The organism is Shimia aestuarii (assembly GCF_900114635.1).
In the GTDB taxonomy this organism is placed as follows: Bacteria; Pseudomonadota; Alphaproteobacteria; order Rhodobacterales; family Rhodobacteraceae; genus Shimia; species Shimia aestuarii.
Genome location: NZ_FOTQ01000001.1, coordinates 293,917 through 318,594 on the forward strand (window position 1 = coordinate 293,917; position 24,678 = coordinate 318,594).

Below are 24,678 nucleotides of genomic sequence, written 5' to 3' on the forward strand. Positions count from 1 at the left end.
CATGAACATCCATGAATACCAGGCGAAGGCACTTCTTCGCACTTACGGCGCCCCGGTTTCCGAAGGCCGCGTCGTTCTCAAGGCAGATGAAGCCAAAACCGCCGCTGGCGAACTTGATGGCCCGCTCTGGGTTGTGAAGGCCCAGATCCACGCCGGTGGCCGCGGCAAAGGTTCCTTCAAGGAAGCTGACGCCGGTGAAAAAGGCGGCGTGCGCCTGACCAAGTCGGTGGAAGAAGCCGCTGAAGAAGCCAAGAAGATGCTGGGTCGCACCCTCGTGACCCACCAGACCGGCCCGGCGGGCAAACAGGTCAACCGCATCTACATCGAAGCCGGCTCCGGCATCGAGCGTGAACTTTATCTTGCGCTGCTCGTCGATCGTCAGACCTCGCGCATCTCCTTCGTCTGCTCGACCGAAGGCGGCATGGACATCGAAGAAGTCGCCGCCGCGACCCCCGAAAAAATCTTGTCGTTCAGCGTTGATCCCGCCACTGGTTATCAGCCCTACCACGGCCGCCGCATCGCCTTCTCGCTGGGCCTGTCCGGCGCACAGGTCAAACAGTGCGTTCAGCTGATGGGTCAGCTCTACAAAGCCTTCGTTGAGAAGGATATGGAGATGCTGGAAATCAACCCGCTGATCATCACCGACGAAGGCACGCTCAAGGTGCTCGACGCCAAGGTCGGCTTTGACGGCAACGCCGTCTACCGTCACCCGGACATCGCCGAACTGCGCGACACCACCGAAGAAGACCCCAAAGAGCTGGAAGCGTCGAAATACGACCTCAACTATATCGCTCTGGACGGTGAAATCGGCTGCATGGTGAACGGCGCGGGCCTCGCGATGGCGACCATGGACATCATCAAACTCTACGGTGCAGAGCCTGCCAACTTCCTCGACGTGGGCGGCGGCGCAACCAAGGAGAAAGTCACCGAAGCGTTCAAGATCATCACCTCTGACCCCAACGTCAAAGGCATTCTCGTGAACATCTTCGGCGGCATCATGCGCTGTGACGTGATCGCCGAGGGCGTTGTGGCAGCCGTGAAAGAAGTGGGCCTTCAGGTGCCGCTGGTTGTCCGTCTCGAAGGCACCAACGTGGAAGCCGGCAAAGAGATCATCAACGGCTCCGGCCTTGACGTGATCGCAGCCGACAACCTCAGCGATGGCGCCGAGAAGATCGTTAAGGCAGTCAAGGGATAAGCACCATGAAAAAGGCGTTTCAGCTTGCATTCACTGGCGGCGTTCTACTGCTTCTCGCGGCCTGCGGCTCCAAGGACCTCCCGGTCCGTACCGTGCCCCAGGAAGAGCACCCGGTGACATACAAATCGGCATCTGCCAACGCCACGCTGACAACGCCTGTTCAGGTCTGACCCGAAACACAACATCCGCCCTTCGCGGCGCAACAAGGACAAGGAGACTGCCAAATGGCAATCCTCGTAGACGAAAACACCAAGGTCATCTGTCAGGGCTTCACCGGCTCGCAGGGCACCTTCCACTCTGAACAAGCCATAGCATATGGCACCAAGATGGTCGGCGGCGTGACCCCCGGCAAAGGCGGCAACGAGCATCTCGGCCTGCCCGTCTTCAACTCGGTGCACGAAGCCAAGGCCAAGACCGAAGCCAACGCTTCCGTCATCTATGTTCCCCCGCCCTTCGCAGCGGACTCGATCCTCGAGGCCATCGACGCCGAGATGGAACTGATTGTCTGCATCACCGAAGGTATCCCGGTTCTGGACATGATGAAGGTGCAACGCGCCCTGATGGACAGCAAATCGCGCCTGATCGGCCCGAACTGCCCCGGTGTCATCACCCCTGACGCCTGCAAGATCGGCATCATGCCCGGCCACATCCACAAGCGTGGCTCGGTGGGTGTTGTATCGCGCTCGGGTACGCTTACCTATGAAGCCGTGAAACAGACTGCTGACATCGGCCTTGGCCAATCGACTGCTGTTGGTATCGGTGGTGACCCCATCAAGGGCACCGAGCATATCGACGTGCTGGACATGTTCCTCTCGGACGACGAAACCCAGTCGATCATCATGATCGGTGAGATCGGTGGTTCGGCAGAAGAAGAAGCCGCCGAATTCCTCGCCAACGAGCGCAAAAAAGGCCGCTGGAAACCCACCGCTGGCTTCATCGCTGGCCGCACAGCGCCTCCGGGCCGCCGCATGGGCCACGCCGGTGCCATCGTTGCTGGTGGTAAAGGCGGCGCGGAAGACAAGATCAACGCCATGAAAGAGGCCGGTATCGTTGTCGCAGACAGCCCCGCTGGTCTGGGCGAAGCCGTGCTCAAAGCGATCGAACTGGGCTAAGCCCTGAAATCGAGGGGACCGGGCCCAAGCGCCCGGTCCCTTTTCCGCGTTTGCGGACAACGACAATAGAAACCGTCTGGATCGGGAGTCATCAATGACCGACCAAAGCCCCAACGACATCTTCCACGCCTCTTCCTTCATGCAGGGGCACAACGCGGAATATCTCGAACAGATGTATGCCCGCTATGCCAATGACCCCAACGCCGTTGACGAGGTCTGGCAGGAATTCTTCCGCCAACTGGGCGATGCCGAGATGGACGTCAAGGCCGAGGCCTCCGGCCCTTCCTGGGCGCGCAACGACTGGCCGCCGATCCCCAATGACGACCTGACCGCCTCGCTGACCGGCGAATGGGCAGAACCCGAGATCAAGGGCGCAGGCGACAAGATCAAGGCCAAGGCCGCCGAGAAGGGCGTCGAGGTTTCCGACGACATGATCAAGCGGGCGGTGCTTGACTCGATCCGCGCCCTGATGATCATCCGCGCCTATCGTATCCGCGGCCACCTGATTGCCGACGTTGATCCACTGGGCATGCGCGACCAGACCCCGCACCCCGAGCTGGACCCGAAGTCCTACGGTTTCACCGATGCCGACATGGACCGCCCGATCTTCATCGACAAGGTGCTGGGCCTCGACATCGCCACGATGCGCCAGATCATGGACATCGTGAAGCGGACCTACTGCGGCACCTTCGCGCTGCAGTACATGCACATCTCCGATCCCGAACAGGCCGGCTGGCTCAAGGAACGGATCGAGGGCTATGACAAGGAAATCACCTTCACCCGCGAAGGCCGCAAGGCCATCCTGAACAAGCTGGTCGAGGCCGAAGGCTTCGAAAAGTTCCTGCATGTGAAATACATGGGCACCAAGCGGTTCGGTCTCGATGGCGGCGAAAGCCTGATCCCCGCGATGGAGCAGGTTATCAAGCGCGGCGGCAACCTTGGCCTGAAGGAAATCGTCATCGGCATGCCCCACCGGGGCCGTTTGTCGGTGCTCGCCAACGTGATGGCCAAACCCTACAAGGCAATCTTCAACGAATTCCAGGGCGGCAGCTTCAAACCCGATGACGTGGACGGCTCGGGCGACGTGAAATACCACCTCGGCGCCTCCTCGGACCGTGAATTCGACGGCAATTCCGTGCACCTTTCGCTGACCGCGAACCCCTCGCACCTCGAAGCGGTGAACCCGGTGGTTCTCGGCAAGGTCCGCGCCAAGCAGGACCAGCTGGGCGATGCCACCCGCACGCAGGTCATGCCGATCCTGCTGCACGGTGACGCGGCCTTTGCCGGTCAGGGTGTCGTGGCCGAATGTTTCGCCCTTTCCGGGCTGCGCGGTCACAAGACCGGCGGCACGATGCATATCGTGGTGAACAACCAGATCGGCTTTACCACCGCACCGCACTTCTCGCGCTCCTCGCCCTATCCCACCGACAACGCGCTGGTGGTCGAAGCGCCGATCTTCCACGTCAACGGCGATGACCCCGAGGCCGTCGTGCACGCCGCCAAGGTGGCGACCGAATTCCGCCAGAAGTTCCAGAAAGACGTCGTCATCGACATGTTCTGCTATCGCCGCTTCGGTCACAACGAAGGCGACGAGCCGATGTTCACCAACCCGGTGATGTACAAGCGCATCAAGGGCCACAAGACCACGCTTTCGCTCTACACCGAGCGCCTCGTCAAGGACGGGCTGATCCCCGAAGGCGAGATCGAGGACATGAAAGCCGCTTTCCAGGCGCACCTCAACGAAGAGTTCGAGGCCGGCAAGGAATACAAACCCAACAAGGCCGACTGGCTGGACGGGCGCTGGTCGCATCTCGACAAGCAGAAAGAAGACTACCAGCGCGGCCAGACCTCGATCGAGGAAAGCACGCTCAAGGAAATCGGCACCGCGCTCAGCACCGTGCCCGAGGGTTTCCCGGTACATAAAACCGTGGGCCGTCTTCTGGAAACCCGTGGCAAGATGTTCGAAACCGGCAAGGGCTTTGACTGGGCCACCGCCGAGGCGCTCGCCTTCGGCTCGCTCATGACCGAAGGCTACCCGGTCCGCCTCGCGGGTCAGGACGCCACCCGCGGCACCTTCTCGCAGCGCCACTCGGGCATCATCAACCAGGACACGGAAGAGCGCTATTACCCGCTCAACAACATCCGCAGCGGTCAGTCCCAGTACGAGGTGATCGACTCGGCGCTCTCCGAATACGCGGTTCTGGGTTTTGAATACGGCTACTCGCTGGCCGAACCCAACGCCCTGACCCTGTGGGAAGCCCAGTTCGGCGATTTCGCCAACGGCGCCCAGATCATGTTCGACCAGTTCATCTCCTCGGGTGAAAGCAAATGGCTGCGCATGTCGGGTCTGACCGTGCTCCTGCCCCACGGCTTCGAAGGCCAGGGCCCGGAACACTCCTCGGCCCGTCTGGAACGCTTCCTGCAGATGTGTGGCGGGGACAACTGGATCGTGGCGAACTGCTCGACCCCGGCCAACTACTTCCACATCCTGCGCCGTCAGCTGCACCGGACCTTCCGCAAGCCGCTGATCCTGATGACCCCGAAATCGCTCCTGCGTCACAAGCTTTGCATCAGCGATGTCGAGGAATTCACCACCGGCTCCAGCTTCCACCGCGTGCTCTGGGATGACGCCCAGAAGGGTCACTCGGACACCAAGCTGAAAAAGGACAAGGACATCAAGCGTGTCGTCATGTGCTCGGGCAAGGTCTATTATGACCTGCTGGAAGAGCGCGACGCCCGCGGCATCGACGATGTCTACCTGATGCGCATCGAACAGTTCTACCCGTTCCCGGCCATGTCGCTGGTCAAGGAACTGGAACGTTTCAAGGGCGCGGAAATGGTCTGGTGTCAGGAAGAGCCCAAGAACCAGGGCGCCTGGACCTTCATCGAACCCAACATCGAATGGGCCCTGACCCGTATCGGTGCAAAACACACCCGCCCGGTATACGCAGGCCGCCCCGCATCGGCTTCGCCTGCAACCGGTCTGGCAAGCCAACACAAAGCACAACAAGAAGCGCTGGTGGATGCCGCGCTCTCCATGGAAGGAAACTAAGCGATGACGACCGAAGTTCGCGTCCCCACACTTGGCGAATCCGTCACCGAGGCCACCGTCGCCACCTGGTTCAAAAAGCCCGGTGATGCAGTTGCCGTCGACGAAATGCTCTGCGAGCTGGAAACTGACAAGGTGACTGTCGAAGTGCCCGCCCCCGCTGCTGGCGTGCTGGGAGACATCATCGCCGCCGAAGGCGATACCGTGGGTGTTGACGCCCTGCTCGCAACCATCGCCGCCGGAGATGGCGCAGCTGCAGCGCCCGCCGCGGCCCCCGCTGCCGAAGCCTCTGCCGCCCCCGCGTCGGGTGGCGACAGCGTCGATGTCATGGTGCCCACTCTGGGTGAATCCGTGACCGAAGCCACCGTCTCCACGTGGTTCAAGGCCGTGGGTGACACGGTTGCGCAGGACGAAATGCTCTGCGAGCTGGAAACCGACAAGGTCTCGGTCGAAGTGCCTGCCCCCGCCGCGGGTGTTCTGGCCGAAATCGTTGCGCCGGAAGGCACCACCGTGGACGCATCGGCGAAACTCGCCGTGATCTCCGGCTCTGGTGCTGCTGTTTCGGGCGCATCGCCCGCCCCCGCCGCCCCGGCTGCGGCTCAGGCCCCGGCAATCGCTGCCGGTGCGGGCCGCTCCGACGTGGAAAACGCCCCCTCGGCCAACAAGCTGATGGCGGAAAAAGGCATCGACCCCGCCAACGTACAGGGTTCGGGCCGTGACGGTCGCATCATGAAAGAAGACGTGCTCAAGGCCGCGCTGGCCCCGGCACCGGCCGCTGCAGCCCCTGTCGCCGCCGCACCGCGCGCCCCGGTTCCGGCCGATGACGCTGCCCGCGAAGAGCGTGTGAAAATGACCCGCCTGCGCCAGACCATCGCGCGCCGCCTCAAGGATGCACAGAACACCGCCGCGATCCTGACCACCTACAACGAGGTGGACATGACCGAGTGCATGGCGCTGCGCAGCCAGTACAAGGACCAGTTCGAGAAGAAACACGGCGTCCGCCTGGGCTTCATGTCCTTCTTCACCAAGGCCTGCTGCCACGCGCTGAAAGAGGTTCCCGAGGTCAACGCCGAAATCGATGGCACCGACATCGTCTACAAGAACTTTGTGCACATGGGCATCGCCGCTGGCACCCCGCAGGGTCTGGTTGTTCCGGTGATCCGCGACGCCGACCAGATGTCCTTTGCCGAGATCGAGAAAGCCATCGGTGAAAAGGGCCGCCGCGCTCGCGACGGCAAACTGTCCATGGCGGAAATGCAGGGCGGCACCTTCACCATCTCGAACGGTGGTGTCTATGGCTCGCTGATGTCCTCACCGATCCTCAACCCCCCGCAGTCGGGCATCCTCGGCATGCACAAGATCCAGGACCGCCCGATGGTCATCAACGGCGAAATCAAGATCCGCCCGATGATGTACCTCGCGCTCTCCTACGATCACCGCATCGTCGACGGCAAAGGCGCCGTGACCTTCCTCGTCCGCGTCAAGGAAGCGCTGGAAGATCCCCGCCGCCTGCTGATGGATCTGTAAAGGCACGGTGCGTGCAAGCACGCACCCTACATCGCAGTAGGGTGCGTGATCTCACGCACCTTTCGCGGTGCCGACGCCCGTAATCCCCGTATCGCACCGACGCGATACCGACGTAATACCGACGTGATACCGAACCTGTTTCGGGCGTCGTTTTTTAAAGGAAAATGACCCATGTCCCAATATGACGTCATCATCATCGGCGCAGGCCCCGGCGGCTATGTGTCGGCCATCCGCTGCGCCCAGCTGGGCCTCAAGACCGCTGTGGTCGAGGGCCGCGAAACCCTTGGCGGCACCTGCCTCAACGTGGGCTGCATCCCCTCCAAGGCCCTGCTGCACGCCACCCACCTGCTGCACGAAGCCGAACACAATTTCGCCGACATGGGCCTCAAGGGCAAAAGCCCGTCCGTCGACTGGAAACAGATGAAAGCCTACAAGTCCGACGTTGTCGGCAAGAACACCGGCGGCATCGAATTCCTGTTCAAAAAGAACAAGGTAGACTGGATCAAGGGCTATGCCAGCATCGAATCCGCAGGCAAAGTCAAGGTCGGTGACACCACCTACGAGACCAAGAATATCGTGATCGCCTCCGGCTCGGTCCCGGCCTCGCTGCCCGGCGTCGAAGTCGACAATGACAAGGGCATCGTCGTGGACAGCACCGGCGCGCTCGACCTGCCCAAGGTCCCGAAGAAAATGGTCGTGATCGGCGCAGGCGTCATCGGCCTCGAACTCGGTTCGGTCTATGCCCGCCTCGGCGCCGAAGTCACGGTCGTGGAATACATGGACGCCGTCTGCCCCGGTATGGATGCCGACGTGCAGCGCACCTTCAAGCGTATCCTTGAAAAACAGGGTCTTAGCTTCGTCATGGGCGCAGCCGTCTCGGGCGTGGACGCCACCAAGACCAAGGCCAAAGTCAAGTACGCGCTCAAGAAAAAACCCGACGAGGAACAGACGCTCGATGCCGATGTCGTGCTCGTCTCCACGGGCCGCAAACCCTATGTCGAGGGTCTCGGCCTCGACGCCGCTGGCGTGAAACTCACCGAACGCGGCCAGATCGCCACCAACGCCCACTGGGCCACCAACGTGCCCGGCATCTATGCCATTGGCGACGTGATCGAAGGTCCGATGCTGGCCCACAAGGCCGAAGACGAAGGCATGGCCGTCGCCGAGGTGATCGCCGGCAAACATGGCCACGTGAACTATGGCGTCATCCCCGGCGTGGTCTACACCACCCCCGAAGTTGCCACCGTCGGCGCGACCGAAGCGTCGCTCAAGGCCGAAGGCAAGAAGCCCAAGATCGGCAAGTTCATGTTCATGGGCAACGCCCGCGCCAAGGCCGTGCACCAGGGCGACGGCTTTGTGAAACTGATTGCCGATGCTGAAACCGACCGCATCCTTGGCGCCGCCATCATCGGCCCGGCGGCGGGCGACATGATTCACGAGATCTGCGTTGCCATGGAATTTGGCGCCTCGGCACAGGACATTGCCCTGACCTGCCACGCTCACCCGACCTATTCGGAAGCCGTGCGCGAAGCCGCGCTGGCCTGCGGCGACGGCGCGATCCACAGCTGAAGTATCAGGTCAAAAACGAGAAAAGGCGGCCCAACCGGCCGCCTTTTTGATGGGCGGCGCCAAACGGGTTCGAACCCGCTTTCCAAGGCATTTCGAAATCCCTTGCCCCCTACCACATTGACGCTTTGGCCCGTTCCAACCAGGCGTCATCATAGGGCTTTCCGCCCTCTTCGCCTTCGGTCAGCGCCGACAGAAACTCCCCAGCACTGGGCAAGCCTTCACTCTCGTCTCCGCTGCTCCAGACCCGCGCCCGCATCAACGCCCGCGCGCACTGGAAATAGACCTCTCCGATCCGGATCACGATCACCGACCGGAGATGCTTCCCATCCACCTCGAAACTCTCGCAAAGCGCTGCATCCGTCGTTACACGAGCAAAACCGTTCACCCGCACCACGGTATTGGACCCCGGCACCATGAACATCAGAGAAATTCGACCGTCTTCCACGATATTGCGCAACGTATCCATGCGGTTGTTGCCCCGCCAATCGGGCATCGCCAGCGACTGTGCATCCAGTTCCCGCACCACTGGACCGTCATCCCCGCGCGGGCTTCCGTCGGTACCTTCGGGGCCAACCGTCGAAACAACACAGAACCGTGACGCCATGATCCAGCGCCGGTACTCCGGCGTCAGCTCCTGCGCCACCTTGCGTAAAGAGGCCGCGCCGGGATTCCCGTAGAGCCTTTCCAGTTCGGAAATATCTTCAACCCACTGCATCGGGATCAAACCCCGCTTCACGCATCAATGCATCTGACTTCGCTTCGACTTCCCGCTCCAGATGCTCCATGAACTCGGCCTGTTTCATGCCCGGTTCAATCGGGTCCAGAAACTCCACCACCGCCAGCCCCGGCTTGCGATACACCCCATGGCGCGGCCAGAACACACCGACATTGGTTGCTGCGGGCACACAGGTCTGCCCCAATTGCTTGTAAAGCGCGAACGTGCCCACCTTGTAGGGTTTCCGATCCCCGGGTGCGACCCGCGTTCCTTGCGAATAAATGATCAACTGCCCCGGCTTGGCCGCGCCCGAGGCAACGTCCTCCATCATTTTCTTGATCGCCGCGCCCCGCTTGCCGCGATTGACCGGCACACACCCGATCCGAAGCGCGTACTGCCCCAGAATGGGGGCCCACATCAATTCACGTTTCATGATGAACCTGCCTGCGGGCACGGCGGCAAAGATCATCAGGATATCAAGAAATGACTGGTGTTTGGACGGGATCAGAACCGGCTCGGTGGGCGGTGTGCCCCGCACTTCCGTCTTCAGGCCAATTATCCAACTGGCCGTCCACCTCACCCACCGTGCATAGGTCTTACAGGCGGTCAGGGCACCGCGACTGTCAAACAATGCCCAAGGGAAAAACAACACGCCCAGCACGAGCATCGCGACATACATCTGTGTGTTGAAGATCAGGGATCGTACCCACTGGATTGCATAACGCATCATGCCAACTCCGAAAGCGTCCGCCGCGCTGCGGCCCCAGTGGCCGCATAGGCCACCACCGCGGCCAACGGCGGAATCATCAACGGCAGCGCCCACCCGGCGCCGGTAAAGCCCAGTCCGGTCAGAAACCCGCCCTCATCCTGCGCGGCGGGCAAAAGCAGGATCGCCCCCATCCCCATAACCGTGCCAATCGCTGCTCCTGCCAGCGCGCGCAGGGTAAAGCGGCGTACAAAGGCCCGCGCGATATAACTGTCCTGCGCCCCGATCAGACGCAGCACCGAGATCACCTGAGCGTTGGCGGCCAGCGCCGCATTCGCCGCAAGCGTGATCATGGCACCTGTCGTGGCTCCGATCAGGGCAATCGCAACCCACCCCAACAGTCGCAAGCGCCCTGCCGCCCGTTCCAGCGGTTTGCGCCAACGCGTATGGTCATCCAGCACCGCACCGGGCACTTCGGCCTGCAACCGAAGCCGAAGCCCGGCGGAATCATACCCGTCATCGGTTTCGCGGATCTCGATCAACTGCGGGATCGGCAGGCTGTCGACCGGCAGATCCGGCCCGAACCAAGGTTCCAGAAGCGCGCGCTGTTCCTTGTCACTCAGCGCGCGCGCCGAAGCGATGCCGGGCGTGGTTTCCAACAGCCGCAACGCCGCCGCCGTCTGCGCATCCAACTGTTCGGCGGGCGCGGAAATCCGCAACGTCGAGCTCTGCGCCAACTCGTCACCCCAACGTTGGGCCAACCGCCCGGACGCCAGCGACAGGGCCAGCGCAAACACCGTGAGAAACGCCATGGTTCCGGCTGCGAACAATGTCAGACGTGCGGTAAACCCGGTTGGCGGCACCACGCGGTCGGCCTGCGCATCTCCTGCAGCAACAGTTGCTATCATATTGCGAATGCTCACAGATCTGCCCCCGCCAACTGCAACTTGCGGTTCGAAATCCGCAGGACCCGTGCCTGCACATGATGCTTGGCCGTGCGGATCAGGTTCAGGTCATGGGTGGCGATCAGAATGGTCTTGCCCATCCGGTTGAGTTCGACCAGCAATTGCAACAGGCGTTGAGACATTTCCCAGTCCACGTTGCCTGTCGGTTCATCGGCCAGTACCACCTCGGGCGACATGATCACCGCCCGTGCCAACGCCGCCCGCTGCCGTTCACCACCAGACAGTTCCGGCGGCAGGGCGCTGGCACGATGCCCAAGCCCCACCCAGTTCAGCAACTCCTTGAGGTTTGACACCTGTTCCAGCGAATCCCGTCCCGAAACGGTCAGCGGTAGCGCCACGTTGTCCGCCACCGGCAGATGGTCGAGAAACTGGCAGTCCTGGTGCACCACACCGATCCGGCGGCGCGCCAAGGCATGGCCATCCCGGTCCATCTGGCGCACGTCCTGTCCAAAAAGCTGTACACTCCCCGCCGTGGGGATCAGCGCGCCATAGCACAGCTTGAGAAATGTGGTCTTCCCCGACCCGGACGGCCCGGTGAGGAAATGAAACGATCCCGGCGCGAGCTTGAGAGAAATCTCGCTCAGCAATTCGCCGCCACCATAGTTATAAGCAATGTTTTCCAGTTCGATCACGGATCGGCCCCCTGTCTGGCCTTGTTGTGCACGAGCATCGGCATGGATTCAATCCAATCACGCCAAGGCTTTGCACTTTCCCGATCGCAAGTTACAGAATATGATCCTGTAAATAACGATAAGTTTGGGGATATCGGGGGAACACCATGCGGCTTACCTGCCCGAATTGTGGCGCGCAATACGAAGTACCGGATGACGTGATCCCGCTCGCGGGACGCGACGTGCAATGCTCCAACTGCGGGGATACATGGTTCCAATCCCATCCCGAGGTCGAAACACCGCAGGAAGACGAGCCGTTCGCCTTGTCCGAACACCTTCCCGAGGAAGAGACCGAAGACGAGAATGCGGACGACACGCCGCCCTTTGATGAGGTCGAGCCGCCTGAAATCTCGCTTGGGGACGAAGACGAAGCTCCCGACGCCGAGGGCGACGGGCTGTTAGACGAAGCCGAAGAGGATTGGGAACTGGAATCCGACCCCTGGCAAGAAGACGCCTGGGCTGAAGACACCACAGCAGCCGAGGAGTCCACTCAGGATACCGAAACGGACCCGGCAAAGGACGATCTCTGGGGCGACGATGACGAAACCGGCGACGACACGGACGCCGATGACACGGACGCAGTTGACACTGACGCCGATGACGCTCTCGAAGAAGAGCCCGCCGTGCCCGACGCGCCAACCCGCAGAGGACTGGACCCCGCCATCGCAGACGTGCTGCGCGAGGAAGCCGAGCACGAAGCCCGCGTGCGCGCCGCGGAAACGCTCGAGACGCAAACCGAACTCGGATTGCACGCGCCTGAAACGGAATCCGATCGTCATGCGCTTCAGGCCAAGGCCCGGATGCGCCGCCTGCGCGGCCTGCCAACCGAAGAAGACGAACCTTCCGCGCCCGCCGAACCGATGGCGCATAAAGCCGAATCCAGGCGTGAGTTGCTTCCCGATATCGAGGAAATCAACTCCACCCTCCGTGGCAGCAGCGAAGCCAGCCTTTCGCCAAACGCGGACCCCGCCGTGTCCAGCGAGGCCAGCAGGAAACGCGGGTTCCGGATCGGGTTCGTCATCGTCCTGCTCCTGGCTTTGTTGGCGATCCTTGCCTATTCGAAGCACCAGGAAATCGCGGCGGCTTATCCCCCGGCGGCCCCTTATCTGGAAAGCTTCGTTTCCGGCGCCAACAATGGCCGCGTCTGGCTCGACTCTCAGGTCACGAATCTCTTTCTGATGCTGAACAACATCGCCTCTGGATCTTAAAGGAAAAAAAGGCCGGTGTGGGTGGGTAGTCGCGCACCACGGGTGCGCGCAAGTCACGCCTCGGCTATCGCTTCAGAACCGATCCAGCAACCGCTCAAGGTAATTGCGCTCGGCTTCCGGTCGCGCGCTCTCGCCCGCCCGGCGCCGGATCTCGTCCAGCAGCCGACGTGCCTGCCGATACACATCTTCACCCTGCAGCAACCCCTCATCGGTGCCTGACGGCCCCCGGTTGCCTGCGCTGCGCCCAAGCGGGTCCTGCGCGTTGCCCTGGTTTTCCGCAGTGCCCTGCTGGCCCTGCCGCTCCTGCTGCGCCATCGCTTCGCCAAGATTGCGCATACCTTCGCGCAGCGCTTCCATCGCCTCGGCCTGCCGGTCGATCGCCTCGGCCAGATCGTCTTCGCGCAGCGCGTCTTCGGCCCCTTCCATGGCCTCGTCCGCGCGTCCAAGCGCCTCGCGTGCCGCGTCGCCTTCGGGCGTGCCCTGTCCGGGAAGGTTGCCCATCTGCCGGTTCAGTTCCTCGCGCAAGGCCCGCTGCCGGTCTTCTAGTTCGCCTTGCCCCGGCTGTTGCCCCTGCGCGGTCCCTTCCTCGCCCTCGCCACGTCCCTGACCGGTGCCGTCATGCGCCTCGCCGCGCCCGTCACCACCGCTATAGCCCTGGTTTTCCTGTGATTGGCCGCTCTGGGCGTTCGGGTTGAACTGTTCCTGCAATTCGCGGAACGCCTCATCCGACAGGCCCTGCTGTTCGCGCAGGGTCTCGGCAAGCCCTTCCATCGCCTGTTCTCCGGGGCTCTGCTGCCCCTGGCCTTGCGTAACGCGCATGTTTTCCATCATGCGCTGCAGCTCTTCCAGGGCTTGCTGAGCCTCGGCCATGCGGCCCTGTTCCATCAACTCCTGAATGCGGTCCATCATGCGCTGCAGGTCGTCCTGCGTCATCTGCATGGAATTCTCGGAAAGCTGCTGCTCCTCACCCTCCTCGCCGTCCTGCTGATTGCGCCGTGCTAGTTCACGCATGTAATCCTCGGTCGCCTCGCGCAACTCCTGCATCAACTGTGCAATTTCCGCGTCGCTGGCCCCGTTCTTCATCGCTTCCGAGAGCCGCTCCTGCGCCCGCTGCAACCGTTCAAGCGCGCTGCCCAGATCACCTTCTTCCAGCTTCAACGCCAGATCCCAGAGCGCCTCCGCAATCTCGTCACGGTGCTCTGCATCCAGCCCGCGCGTGGAATAAGCTTCCAACCGCCTCAGGATCGTACGCATCCGCAAATAGTCGGTCTCTTTCTTGAACGCCCCGTCTTCCGGCCGATGCGATATTGCCCGCATCAATTGCGCCACACGACGGGCGTTCTCGCGAGACCACAACAGGTCGCGCCGCAACTCCACCACAGCAGCCGCCAGCGGATCAAAAAAACGTCTTGCCGGCAAAAGCAGCGCCTCTGGCAAAGCCTGCCCGACATTCCCCGCATCATCCTCAACCGATAATGTCACGGTAACGGGCAAATGCGCCCACGGATGTTTCGAAAAATCCTCGATCAGAACTTCTTCGAACGCGGCGCGATCCCCCGTGATCGGCAACGGCAAGGGCACCGTGACCACAGGTCGCGACTCGGGCGGCATTGCCAACCCGTAGCGGCGGTCCACCGCCCCAAGGTCAAGCGCGATCACTGCCGTTCCGCCGTTGATTCCATAGTCATCCTCCGCCGCGAAAGGCAGTGTCATCTCGCCACGTCCGGACACCTCCGCCGACCCGTTGATCACGATCTTGGGCGCTGCATCCGCGATCATGTCGATGCGCCATACACGTCCCCCCGGCCCCAGCACCTCGAGATTTCCGGATTGTGCGATGATGAAATCCTGCTCCGGTTCGGACGCGCTTGGCACTTCGCCAATCCGCCCCGATACTGTCTCGGCTACGCTCAGCGCGCCCACCTCGCCATAAAGGCGCATCAAAACCCGGCTGCCTTCGGGCAACTCCAGCGTCCCCGGCTCCAGATCATTGAGATAAAGCGCCGGGCGTCCGGTATAGCCGGGCGGTTCGATCCAGCCTTCCCATGTCGGCCCTGCCGCCAAGGCCGCGCCCGATCCGGGCGCCATCTCGGCCACGCTGCCAACGCGGGCAACCGAGCCAAACAAGACCGCCACCGCCAGCGCCAGCACCGCGATGTATCGCAGACCGAACGGATCCAGCCGCGACACCCGCAGATCCGGCTCCACGGGGCGCGCCGCGCGCGTCCGCTCCGCCATCCGCGCCTGGTGCGCCTGCCAGATTGCCCGGCTTCCCGCGTCCCGCTCACCAATCGCCGGATGATCCATCAAGGCCTGAATCGGCCGCCCCGGCAGGGTCGCATCCAGCCGCGCCAGCGCATCAGCACGGGTGGGAACCGCGAAACCGCGCATGCCGGCCACCAACGCCACCAATGCTCCCAGCACGGCCAACGCCGCCAATGTCCATACCGCCTCAAGCGGCAGTTCATCCTGCACGCCCATCATCAAGGCAGCCAAAACAAGGAAAACAAGGGACCAAAGCGGCCAGAACGCCCGCGTCACACGCTCGGCCAGAATGCCAACCCGTGTCAGGCCAAGCACCCAGCCCAGCCTTTTCAATGCAGTGTCAGCCTCAGATCGGTGTTCCACGACGCTCCATCCACAAGGCTTGCGGCCGATACGACCTTATAGCCATGTAGGGATGCTATCGCGGTTTATCATCTCTTCATAGGTCGGGCGTCGGCGGATAACCGCAAATTGATCCCCTTTCACCAGAACCTCGGGAATCAAGGGCCGCGAGTTGTATTCACTCGCCATCACCGCCCCGTACGCGCCTGCGCTGCGAAACGCGATCAGATCGCCCGCCGCCAGAGGCGTCATCGCGCGTCCCTTGGCAAACGTGTCTCCGCTCTCACAGACTGGCCCCACGATGTCATAACGTACCGGCTCCAGCCCCGGTTCAGCCTCGATCACCGGCACGATGTCATGATGCGCCTCGTACATGGCAGGTCGGATCAGATCGTTCATCGCCCCGTCCACGATCAGGAACTCCCGGTCCTCGCCGGACTTCACGTAAATGACCCGGCTCACCATGATCCCGGCATTTCCGGCGATCAACCGCCCCGGCTCGATCTCGATCTCAACGTCCAGGTGTCCCAGCACCCGCTTGACCATGGCGCCATATTCCATCGGCAGGGGCGGCGCGCTGTTGGAGCGCTCATAAGGGATACCCAGCCCGCCCCCAAGGTCCAGCCGGATGATCTCGTGCCCGTCGCTGCGCAACTGCTCGGTCAGCTCGGCCACCTTCCGATAGGCCAGCTCGAAAGGCTCCAGCTGGGTCAGCTGGCTGCCGATATGCACATCAATCCCGACCACCTTCAGCCCCTTCAGGCTGGCGGCATGGGCATAAACTTCGCGCGCCCGGCTGATCGGGATGCCGAACTTGTTCTCCGACTTTCCGGTCGCGATCTTGGCGTGGGTCTTGGCATCCACATCCGGGTTCACCCGCACCGTGATTGGCGCCACAACTCCCATTTCCAACGCCACGGCGTTGATCGCTTCCATCTCCGGCTCACTCTCGACGTTGAACTGTCGAATACCCCCCGCCAGAACGGTTGCGATCTCCTCGCAGGTCTTGCCGACACCGGAAAACACGATCCGATCCCCCGGTACGCCGGCGGCAATTGCACGCGCGTATTCGCCCCCCGATACAACGTCCATCCCGGCGCCCAGTGCGGCGAGCGTCTTGAGAATGGCCTGATTGCTCGCGGCCTTCATGGCGTAACAGACAAGGTGGTCCACTCCCTCCAACGCCTCGTCGAACAGGCGGAAATGCCGCTCCAGCGTGGCCGTCGAATAGCAGTAGAACGGCGTTCCCACCGCAGCCGCGATTTCGGCCACCGGAACGTCCTCGGCAAAAAGCGCGCCGTCTCGGTAAAGAAAATGATCCATGTCCGGCGTCTCCTGATACCCGTCCGAACCCTCATAGCCAGCCGCGCAGAGTCATTCAATCCGCTTCAACCGCGCACCGCACCCACACTTTCTTTTTCCAAAAATACCCCGGGGGTGAGGTTTGAAAATGCGTGCATTTTCAAACCGAGGGGGCTGGCCCCCTCTTACCTCACTGGCTTGGCGCGCAGGAACAGGTAAAGAGGCAGACCACAACTCACCCCGATCAGGAATGTCGCGGGAATCGCAATCAACGCCACCCAATTGCGCCGCACCGCCACTTCCGCGACTATCCAGATCGTCAGCGCGACAGCGGCAATGACCAGATCCCAATAGAGCCCTGTCGTCGCCGCACTCACTTTCCATGCCGCCACCAGCGCGGAAAGATCGACACCGTTTTCCATCAGCCACGGCACAAAGTAACTCATCGGGTGCACCGCACCCCAGATAGCCAGGCCCAGGAAAACCAATCTCAAAGGGGACATGTTTGAGCTCCGCATGTGTCTGCCTCAGTCGTCAGAATACGCAGACACCGCCAACCCGGATCAAGCTTTGATTGCGCAAGGCGGCGCGCTACCAGCAGCGGCCATACCCGCAGCCACCGCCAATCGTGATGCTGATCGGGCCATTTGACGCGCCGACATGGCTCGACGTGTAAACCCCGCTCGGACTGATCCCGATATTGGCCCCCATCGTGGGCGTCCACGGCTCTCCGTCAACGCCACACCCGGCAAGGGTCAACCCACTCACACACAAAAAGACGACTCGCAACACGACCTGGATCCCCCAAAAAGCAGAGGGCCATCATACCGCCCCGTAACAGATTTTGCAAAACAGCGCCTTAGCGGCCCCGGCCACATTCCGCGCCACCATTGCAGCCACCCACCGGTGTCGCATAGCCAAGGTTGCCGGTCTTGGACGTGTTGCCATAGGGTGTACCGCCCGTACTGCTGACACAAGCCCCCAACGCGACCATCACGGAAAGCAAAACAGCCAGTCTCATTTCATCACTCACTCAATTTGGCCGCACGGGACCGCCCCCGTCAGCGCCCATATCCACAATGCGCGCCACCATTGCAGCCCCCGTGCGGCGTTGCATAGCCACTATGGGACGAATAGCTGGGCCCGGAGCGCACGCCCACCGTGACATCGCCCGACACCGTCACCCCGGTCCCCGAAGCGGGCGCCGGGCTGGGCGCGGTCGACGTGGTGGTCGTGTTGCAGGCCGCCACGCTGGCAACCAATGCAAAGGCGCACAGAATTCTCATTCCATCAAATCCTTCCAACGGGTCACCTGCGCGCGAACCTGATCCGGCGCGGTGCCGCCATACGACATGCGCGACGCGACCGAATTATGCACACCCAGCACGCCAAAAACGTCCTCGGTGATAGCCGCGTGCACCTCCTGCATATCGGCCAGTGTCAGATCCGGCAAATCACATCCACGTGCCTCGGCCATGGCCACCAGCGTGCCCGTCACGTGATGCGCATCGCGGAACGGCATGTTGAGCGCCCGCACCAGCCAGTCGGCAAGATCGGTGGCGGTCGAAAACCCGCTGCCCGCCGCCGCTTCAAGGCTCTCGCGGTTGGCGCTCATGTCCTTGACCATGCCTTCCATTGCCGCCAGCGCCAGCATCAGGTTGTCGGCCGCGTCAAACACCTGTTCCTTGTCTTCCTGCATGTCCTTGGAATAGGCCAGCGGCAGCCCCTTCATCACCATCAACAGCGCGGTATTCGCCCCGAAGATCCGCCCGATCTTGGCGCGGATCAGCTCGGCCGCATCCGGGTTCTTCTTCTGCGGCATGATCGACGAGCCGGTCGAGAACCGATCCGACAGGGTGACAAAACGGAATTGCGCCGAGGACCAGATCACCAGCTCTTCGGCAAAGCGCGACAGGTGCATCGCACAGATCGACGCTGCGGCAAGGAACTCAAGCGCAAAGTCGCGGTCCGACACAGCATCAAGCGAATTGGCCGCCGGACGATCAAAGCCCAGCGCCTCTGCGGTCATGTGACGATCAATCGGGAAAGATGTCCCCGCCAGAGCCGCCGCGCCAAGCGGCGATTCGTTCATCCGCTTGCGTGCGTCCTGGAAACGCGACCGGTCCCGCCCGAACATTTCGACATAGGCCATCATATGATGTCCCCATGTCACCGGCTGCGCGGTCTGCAGATGGGTGAAACCCGGCATAACCCACTCCGCACCCGCTTCGGCCTGCACCAAAAGCGCACGGATCAGCGCCTCCAGCCCCGAGATCGCCGCATCGATCTGATCCCGCACCCAGAGTTTGAAATCGGTCGCCACCTGGTCGTTGCGCGAACGCCCTGTGTGCAGACGCCCTGCGGGCTCACCGATGATCTCCTTCAGCCGCGCCTCCACGTTCATGTGGATATCTTCCAGCGCGGTGGAAAACGCGAACGTCCCGGCGTCAATCTCTGACAACACCGTGAGAAGCCCTTCCCGAATGGCCTCGGCATCGCTATCTGTCAGGATGCCTGCTTTGGCGAGCATCGCCGCGTGGGCCCTTGAACCGGCAATGTCCTGTGCCGCCATCCGCTGATCGAACCCGATCGAGGCATTGATTGCCTCCATGATTGCATCCGGTCCGGCGGCAAAGCGGCCGCCCCACATCTGGTTCGAGGTGTCTTTGGTCATGATATGCCCTTCGGAGGGAAAGTAAGAATGTCGAAGTCCGCGCTGGTTTATACGGGGCTGGCCGCAATCGCAATTGCAGCTGTCACCTTTGTCGCCGTGAAAAACCCCGCCACCGCCGGGGCATCGCTGGATACGGCGGCGATTGCCGAAATGCGTGATGGTGATATGCGCAAGCTCAACTTCCATTCCACGCCGCGCGCCATCTCTGACAAGGCGTTCATCACCGAGGACGGGGGCGAGTCGACCCTCGCCGCCTACAAGGGCAAGGTTGTCTTGCTCAATTTCTGGGCCACGTGGTGCGCGCCGTGCCGCCACGAAATGCCAATGCTGTCGGAATTGCAAAGCGAGCTGGGCGGTGACGACTTCGAAGTCGTGACGCTGGCCACCGGGCGCAACATGGTGCCCGCAATGAAAAAGTTCTTCGAAGAAATTGGCGTCGACAACCTGCCGCTCCACCGCGATCCAAAGCAGATTCTCGCGCGTGACATGGCCGTTCTGGGGCTTCCGGCAACCGTTCTGATTGACCGAGAAGGGCAGGAAATCGCGCGACTTCAAGGAGATGCGGACTGGTCGAGCGAAAATGCCCGTGCTATCATCTCGGCCGTAATTGAAAAGACCGCGGCGCAATAGGCACGTGGCGCCCCCGTGAAAGACTGCCGATGAAGACCCGCCTTGCATCCGTGGTCCTTGTGATTGCCGCACTTGTATCCGCACCTGCCCTGCAGGCCCAGGATATCAATGTCGAGAAGAAACGCTCTCGCCTGCAGCAGCTGCATGACGCCCCCCTCAAGGCCGACGCACGGCGCGAATTCAAACAGTTCAGACGCAAGGGACGCTTTTACGGCGCCTTTTTCGCAAACCTGTCCGAAAATGTTGCGGGGTCCTACTGGGATGCCGCCAATATCGAGACAGCCGAAGCCCACGCCCGCACTTCCTGCGCGACAAAATCAAGCGAACCCGAGGACTGCATCCTTTATGCCCGTGTGCTGCCCAAACATTATGATCCCAGCGAATCCGGCCTCACCCTGTCGCGCAGCGGAAATCAGGATTTCCGCGAATACACCCGGCTTCAGGATGTAGAGCGTTATGGCGCCTTTGCCATGTCCGACAACGGCGCGATCGGCTATTCATGGGCCGAACATTCCCGCGCGTCCGCCGACCGCGAGGCTTTGAAACGTTGTACCAAATCCGCGCGCAAGCTGTTGCGCAATACACCAAAGCATCTTCAGGGGGTGCTCGCCTCCTCGCCCCAGCATGTCTGCCGCGTCGTGCACCGCTCCGGCTGACCCCACGCCACCTTTGACAACCCGCCAGCCCCTGCGATTGAATATGCCGCAGGGAGGACGGGCGCATGCCTTTGGAGATTTTGCTGATCCTCGTTGTTGGGGGTATTTCCGGGATCGCGGTGATCCTGCACCTGCTCGGGCTGACCAGCCCGCGCCGACTGCGTGATGCCGAAGATGCCCGCGCTGCCTGGCTGCGCGAATTCCCCTACGAGCTTCCAACCGACATCACCCTTTCCGCCGATCAGCGCGCCGCTCTGATCACGACACAGGCCGGACCGGGCCTTGTCTGGTGCCTTGGTGCCGACACCGTCTCCCGCCCGCTGAGCGGCTCTGACCTCAGCGTTACCAAAAACGGTCTGCGTGTCGATTTTCACGATGTCGGCGCCCCACACGCGCGCATCTCCCTTCCCGATGCCGACCGCCAGAAATGGCGCGATTTGATGAGAACCGCATGACAGATCAACTGACCTACCCGGACGTCGTAAATTATGCCGTCCCCTTCTTCATCGTGGCGATCCTGCTCGAACTGGTCTGGATCGTGGTCAAGGGACGGGGCGGACGTTATGAGACGCGTGACGCGCTGACCTCGCTGATCATGGGCGCGGGCAACGTCGCCTCGGGCATCCTTCTGGGCTTCATCGCCTGGGGCTTCTTCATGCTGCTCTGGCAGATCACGCCTTTGGATCTCGGCACAAGCGTATGGGTGGTGGTGCTCTGCTTCGTGCTGGATGACCTGCGCTATTACTGGGTGCACCGCTTTGGCCACCGTATCCGCTGGGTCTGGGCCAGCCACGTGAACCACCATTCCTCCCAGCACTACAATCTCACCACGGCCCTGCGCCAGACATGGACCGGCACCTTCACCTTCATGATGATCGTGCGCGCGCCGCTGATCCTCCTTGGCTTTCACCCCGCCATGGTGCTGTTCTGTGGCGGGCTCAACCTGATCTACCAGTTCTGGATTCACACCGAGGCCATCCACAAACTGCCCCGCTGGTTCGAATCCATCATGAACACCCCCAGCCACCACCGCGTCCATCACGGGCGCAACGCGCGCTACCTCGACTGCAACTATGCCGGGGTGTTCATCATCTGGGACAAGATGTTCGGCACCTTTGTTCCCGAACAGGACGACGAAAAGGTCGACTACGGCCTCGTGCACAACCTTGGCACCTTCAATCCCCTGCGCGTCGCCTTTCACGAATGGATCGGCATTTTCAAGGACATGTCCCAAAGCGGCCTCACCTTGCGCGAACGGCTGATGTATGCCGTCGCACCGCCGGGCTGGAGCCATGACCAAAGCCGTGAAACATCGGACCAGATCAAGGCCAGCCATCTTGCCCATCACCCGGAAGATCGCGGCACACCGGGATTCAGCTAGGACAAATTTGCTCAGTTGTTCTCCCAGAACAGCGCTTCTGTGGCGGCCCGCAGGTATTGATCCACCTCGTATCGTGTCTCGGGATCGTCGATGGAACCCGAAGACATCAGCCGATCCAGGATGTCGATCTGTGACCAGTCGGCCCGCCGCCCGAAATGCCGCGCCACGATCAGCGCCAGATCGGGATCGTTCGCCAAAAGCACGCCAACCCGTGCACGTATCTCATCGACAAGCGGCCCCTCGCCCGCTTCGGCCTGCATCGCAAGCGCCTCCATGAGACTTTCACGCAAAACGGGATCTCTTGACGCCTGCAAGGCGGACGCCACGCGGGTCACCCCGTCCAATCCGACACTTTCGATCAGGGCCACGCCATAGGCGCCTGCCACAACACCCCGCGGCGCACGCCCCTCCTGGAATTGCCGCCGCAGAAATGCGCGTGCCGCTTTCGCATCACTCAATCCGAGCAACAATACGCGGATTGGCAGGCTTCCCCGATTCTCGGGTGCATTGATCCCCTGCAACAGCCGATCGGCATCCGGTGTCAGGTTCAACCCCACCAACACCGGATACGGCGCCCGGTCCAGCTCTCCCAGCGCCAGCTGCGCCACCGCCGGATGCGGATGCCCAAGCAGGTTGGCAAAAAACTGGTACCGTTCCCAATCCCCCCCAAGCCGCCACTCATCCAGCCGCGCCAGAACCGCGTCCATCACCGCATCGAATCCCGGATCAAGGTAGGCGACCCGCTGCCACGTCCCGTTCGCCCCATCCCTTGCAAAGAGAACCGCGTGATCGGGATTGGACCTCAACATGCGCCGCGTCCCCGAATCCACTAGGTGCGGGATGTCCACCGTCGTCACGGAGCCGCGAAGGATCGTTTGCGCCTCATAGCGAAACGGGTTTTCCGCCGAGGGCCGTGCCAGAACCACTCGGTCGCTGGCCAAGAGCCGGTCGACGGCGGTTTCCTCGGGTACATAGCCGTGAAAACCGCAGGCCAGCGCCACGCCGCTTGCCGCCAATGTCGCCCCAAGGACCGTCACCAACACCCTGATCATATCGCCCCTCACTACTTGAGCCGCGACTAGGACAAATCCGCGTGACGCGGACAGGTCACGACGTGATCATTGACCACCCCGCAGGCCTGCATCCACGCATAAACGATCGTCGGGCCACAGAACCGAAACCCTGCTTTCTTCAAATCTTTCGAAACTTGTTTCGATAAATCGGTATGGGCCGGCACGTCTTCAAGCCGCGCCCAGCTGTTTTGCAAGGGCGCATGATCCACGTATTTCCACACGAAGTGACTGAACCCTTCACCGGCCTCGATCTCCTGAAAGGCACGGGCATTGCCGATGGTGGCCTCGATCTTGCCCCGATGCCGAATGATGCCCGTGTCCTGCAACAGACGTTCCACATCCACCTCTCCCCAGTTCGCAATCACATCCGGGTCAAACCCTTGAAAAGCCGCGCGAAAATTGTCACGCTTTTTAAGGATCGTGATCCAGCTCAACCCCGCCTGAAACCCGTCAAGGATCAGCTTTTCCCAAAGCGCACGCCCGTCATATTCCGGCACGCCCCATTCTGTGTCGTGATACGTCTGATAGATCGGCTCGCTTCCGGCCCAGCCACATCTTTCGCCCATCCTGTGCCTCCCGTGTGCGTCGATGAAAATGCCCGACGCAGATAAATTGAGGACAATTGTCCCCTTAAGCCCCCCTTCATGATTTCGGCATCATTCTGGCGGCAATTCCTTCAAACCTGACGGGTAGCACGATGATTGGTCAAAAGAAAAACAAACCCCGCAAGGGCAAGACCACGCGCGCCGAACGAAACGCGCTGGAATATGCCGTCTCCGCGCGGGACCAGGGCGCGCTCGACATGGTGACGGCGGCAATCCGCCACAAACAGGTCATGCTGGCCTTTCAACCCATCGTCAGCACCCGCGACACCGACCGCCCCGCCTTTTACGAAGGCTTGATCCGGGTGCTGGACGACACCGGCCGCATTATCCCTGCCAAGGATTTCATGTCCGCCGTCGAAACCACCGAACTGGGGCGACAACTGGATTGCCTTGCCCTCGAACTCGGGCTTGAAACCCTCGCCGACCAGCCGAACCTCCGCCTGTCGATCAACATGTCCGCGCGCTCGATCGGCTATGGTCCCTGGGGCGATGTCCTGCGCCGCACGGTGGGCGGAAACGCCGATCTGGGCGACCGGCTGATCCTTGAGATTTCCGAAACCTCGGTCAACCAGGTGCCTGACATCGTGCAGAATTTCATGACCGACATGCGCGCCCGCAATGTCAGCTTTGCCTTGGATGACTATGGCGCGGGCATGACCTCGTTGCGGGTATTCCGCGATTTCGACTTTGACTTCATCAAGCTTGACGGCAGTTTCAGCCGCGACATCTGCACCAACCGCGCCAATCAGGTTCTGGCCAGCGCGGTCGCCGCCATTGCCCACAAGTTCGACATGATGTCCATCGCCAGCCGCGTGGAATCTCCCGCCGATGCCCGCGTTCTGGGGGAACTGGGTTTTGACGCGTTGCAGGGCTTTGCTTTCGGCGCCCCGACCGTGTCCCCCCCATGGGTCCGGAAAGCCGCCGTCAGGCAGGCGCGCGGCTAAGTAGGTCCTTTGCCAGCTATCTGAGACAGACTGTCCGTTGCCGCATTGCGGCAAATCCGTTATTGACATTCCGGATACCGAAGCCACTC

The 24,678-nt window shown here is 61.8% G+C and carries 25 protein-coding genes; 12 read left to right on the forward strand and 13 right to left on the reverse strand.

Annotated features, from left to right (window positions below; translation table 11 throughout):
* The first annotated feature begins 1 nt into the window (after position 1).
* The 6 genes from sucC to lpdA all read left to right on the forward strand — a co-directional run bounded on the left by sucC (position 2) and on the right by lpdA (position 8,452).
* Positions 2-1,195, forward strand: a complete 1,194-nt coding sequence (gene sucC, locus BMZ35_RS01475; protein ID WP_093090207.1) for an ADP-forming succinate--CoA ligase subunit beta — start codon at positions 2-4, stop codon at positions 1,193-1,195.
* Positions 1,196-1,200: 5 nt separating this feature from the next.
* Positions 1,201-1,365, forward strand: coding sequence for a hypothetical protein (locus BMZ35_RS20820; RefSeq protein ID WP_165609981.1), 165 nt, complete (start codon positions 1,201-1,203; stop codon positions 1,363-1,365).
* 54 nt (positions 1,366-1,419) lie between these two features.
* Positions 1,420-2,307 carry a succinate--CoA ligase subunit alpha gene (gene sucD, locus BMZ35_RS01480; protein ID WP_093090210.1) on the forward strand — a complete coding sequence of 296 codons (888 nt, stop codon included), beginning with the start codon at positions 1,420-1,422 and terminating at the stop codon, positions 2,305-2,307.
* A gap of 94 nt (positions 2,308-2,401) precedes the next feature.
* Positions 2,402-5,359: a 2-oxoglutarate dehydrogenase E1 component gene (locus BMZ35_RS01485; RefSeq protein ID WP_093090212.1), complete on the forward strand. Its 2,958-nt coding sequence runs from the start codon at positions 2,402-2,404 to the stop codon at positions 5,357-5,359.
* A gap of 3 nt (positions 5,360-5,362) precedes the next feature.
* Positions 5,363-6,883, forward strand: coding sequence for a 2-oxoglutarate dehydrogenase complex dihydrolipoyllysine-residue succinyltransferase (gene odhB / locus BMZ35_RS01490; RefSeq protein ID WP_093090214.1), 1,521 nt, complete (start codon positions 5,363-5,365; stop codon positions 6,881-6,883).
* Positions 6,884-7,054: 171 nt separating this feature from the next.
* The gene (gene lpdA, locus BMZ35_RS01495) at positions 7,055-8,452 is read left to right on the forward strand and encodes a dihydrolipoyl dehydrogenase (protein ID WP_093090216.1); all 1,398 of its coding nucleotides are present in this window, start codon (positions 7,055-7,057) and stop codon (positions 8,450-8,452) included.
* A gap of 109 nt (positions 8,453-8,561) precedes the next feature.
* On the opposite strand, the gene BMZ35_RS01500 is transcribed toward lpdA, so the two are convergent.
* The 4 genes from BMZ35_RS01500 to BMZ35_RS01515 are packed head-to-tail and all read right to left on the reverse strand — an operon-like array spanning position 8,562 to position 11,470.
* Entirely contained in the window at positions 8,562-9,167 is a 606-nt protein-coding gene (locus tag BMZ35_RS01500; protein ID WP_093090218.1) for a pyridoxamine 5'-phosphate oxidase family protein, read from the reverse strand.
* Positions 9,154-9,894 (reverse strand): lysophospholipid acyltransferase family protein, encoded by a 741-nt coding sequence (locus BMZ35_RS01505; protein ID WP_093092460.1) that lies wholly within the window; start codon positions 9,892-9,894, stop codon positions 9,154-9,156. The genes BMZ35_RS01500 and BMZ35_RS01505 overlap by 14 nt, the downstream gene beginning before the upstream one ends.
* Positions 9,894-10,781 (reverse strand): cell division protein FtsX, encoded by an 888-nt coding sequence (locus tag BMZ35_RS01510; RefSeq protein ID WP_093090220.1) that lies wholly within the window; start codon positions 10,779-10,781, stop codon positions 9,894-9,896. The genes BMZ35_RS01505 and BMZ35_RS01510 overlap by 1 nt, the downstream gene beginning before the upstream one ends.
* A gap of 11 nt (positions 10,782-10,792) precedes the next feature.
* On the reverse strand, positions 10,793-11,470 hold the full coding sequence (locus BMZ35_RS01515; RefSeq protein WP_093090222.1) for a cell division ATP-binding protein FtsE: 678 nt from the start codon (positions 11,468-11,470) through the stop codon (positions 10,793-10,795).
* A 146-nt stretch (positions 11,471-11,616) separates the two neighbouring features.
* Here BMZ35_RS01515 and BMZ35_RS01520 point away from each other — a divergent pair, with 146 nt between their 5' ends.
* Complete coding sequence (locus BMZ35_RS01520; RefSeq protein ID WP_093090224.1) at positions 11,617-12,717, forward strand: zinc-ribbon domain-containing protein; 1,101 nt, start codon at positions 11,617-11,619, stop codon at positions 12,715-12,717.
* Between the two features lie 72 nt (positions 12,718-12,789).
* On the opposite strand, the gene BMZ35_RS01525 is transcribed toward BMZ35_RS01520, so the two are convergent.
* The 7 genes from BMZ35_RS01525 to argH all read right to left on the reverse strand — a co-directional run bounded on the left by BMZ35_RS01525 (position 12,790) and on the right by argH (position 19,300).
* Positions 12,790-15,345, reverse strand: coding sequence for a TIGR02302 family protein (locus tag BMZ35_RS01525; protein ID WP_093090226.1), 2,556 nt, complete (start codon positions 15,343-15,345; stop codon positions 12,790-12,792).
* Positions 15,346-15,381: 36 nt separating this feature from the next.
* Positions 15,382-16,647, reverse strand: a complete 1,266-nt coding sequence (lysA, locus tag BMZ35_RS01530) for a diaminopimelate decarboxylase (RefSeq protein WP_093090229.1) — start codon at positions 16,645-16,647, stop codon at positions 15,382-15,384.
* Positions 16,648-16,811: 164 nt separating this feature from the next.
* Positions 16,812-17,129 carry a DUF2834 domain-containing protein gene (locus tag BMZ35_RS01535; RefSeq protein ID WP_093090231.1) on the reverse strand — a complete coding sequence of 106 codons (318 nt, stop codon included), beginning with the start codon at positions 17,127-17,129 and terminating at the stop codon, positions 16,812-16,814.
* 88 nt (positions 17,130-17,217) lie between these two features.
* On the reverse strand, positions 17,218-17,394 hold the full coding sequence (locus BMZ35_RS01540; RefSeq protein WP_242654669.1) for a hypothetical protein: 177 nt from the start codon (positions 17,392-17,394) through the stop codon (positions 17,218-17,220).
* A gap of 91 nt (positions 17,395-17,485) precedes the next feature.
* Positions 17,486-17,647, reverse strand: coding sequence for a hypothetical protein (locus BMZ35_RS20825; RefSeq protein ID WP_165609982.1), 162 nt, complete (start codon positions 17,645-17,647; stop codon positions 17,486-17,488).
* Positions 17,648-17,687: 40 nt separating this feature from the next.
* Positions 17,688-17,912 (reverse strand): hypothetical protein, encoded by a 225-nt coding sequence (locus BMZ35_RS01545; protein WP_093090233.1) that lies wholly within the window; start codon positions 17,910-17,912, stop codon positions 17,688-17,690.
* Entirely contained in the window at positions 17,909-19,300 is a 1,392-nt protein-coding gene (argH, locus tag BMZ35_RS01550) for an argininosuccinate lyase (protein ID WP_093090235.1), read from the reverse strand. Before argH ends, BMZ35_RS01545 begins: the two co-directional genes overlap by 4 nt.
* A 27-nt stretch (positions 19,301-19,327) precedes the next feature.
* On the opposite strand from argH, the gene BMZ35_RS01555 reads away from it, so the two are divergent.
* The 4 genes from BMZ35_RS01555 (at position 19,328) to BMZ35_RS01570 (ending at position 21,967) form a co-directional block, all read left to right on the forward strand.
* On the forward strand, positions 19,328-19,930 hold the full coding sequence (locus BMZ35_RS01555) for a TlpA family protein disulfide reductase (RefSeq protein WP_242654670.1): 603 nt from the start codon (positions 19,328-19,330) through the stop codon (positions 19,928-19,930).
* A gap of 29 nt (positions 19,931-19,959) precedes the next feature.
* Positions 19,960-20,586 (forward strand): DUF4189 domain-containing protein, encoded by a 627-nt coding sequence (locus BMZ35_RS01560; protein ID WP_093090239.1) that lies wholly within the window; start codon positions 19,960-19,962, stop codon positions 20,584-20,586.
* Between the two features lie 65 nt (positions 20,587-20,651).
* Positions 20,652-21,041: a hypothetical protein gene (locus BMZ35_RS01565; RefSeq protein ID WP_093090241.1), complete on the forward strand. Its 390-nt coding sequence runs from the start codon at positions 20,652-20,654 to the stop codon at positions 21,039-21,041.
* Positions 21,038-21,967: a sterol desaturase family protein gene (locus BMZ35_RS01570; protein WP_093090243.1), complete on the forward strand. Its 930-nt coding sequence runs from the start codon at positions 21,038-21,040 to the stop codon at positions 21,965-21,967. The genes BMZ35_RS01565 and BMZ35_RS01570 overlap by 4 nt, the downstream gene beginning before the upstream one ends.
* 11 nt (positions 21,968-21,978) lie before the next feature.
* Here the strand turns inward: BMZ35_RS01570 and BMZ35_RS01575 are convergent, their stop codons facing one another.
* Together BMZ35_RS01575 and BMZ35_RS01580 are read right to left on the reverse strand one after the other, a co-directional pair.
* Positions 21,979-23,019, reverse strand: coding sequence for a hypothetical protein (locus BMZ35_RS01575; protein WP_093090245.1), 1,041 nt, complete (start codon positions 23,017-23,019; stop codon positions 21,979-21,981).
* Positions 23,020-23,045: 26 nt separating this feature from the next.
* Complete coding sequence (locus tag BMZ35_RS01580) at positions 23,046-23,606, reverse strand: DNA-3-methyladenine glycosylase I (RefSeq protein ID WP_093090247.1); 561 nt, start codon at positions 23,604-23,606, stop codon at positions 23,046-23,048.
* A gap of 131 nt (positions 23,607-23,737) precedes the next feature.
* Here BMZ35_RS01580 and BMZ35_RS01585 point away from each other — a divergent pair, with 131 nt between their 5' ends.
* On the forward strand, positions 23,738-24,589 hold the full coding sequence (locus tag BMZ35_RS01585; RefSeq protein WP_093090249.1) for an EAL domain-containing protein: 852 nt from the start codon (positions 23,738-23,740) through the stop codon (positions 24,587-24,589).
* Positions 24,590-24,678: the final 89 nt, after the last annotated feature.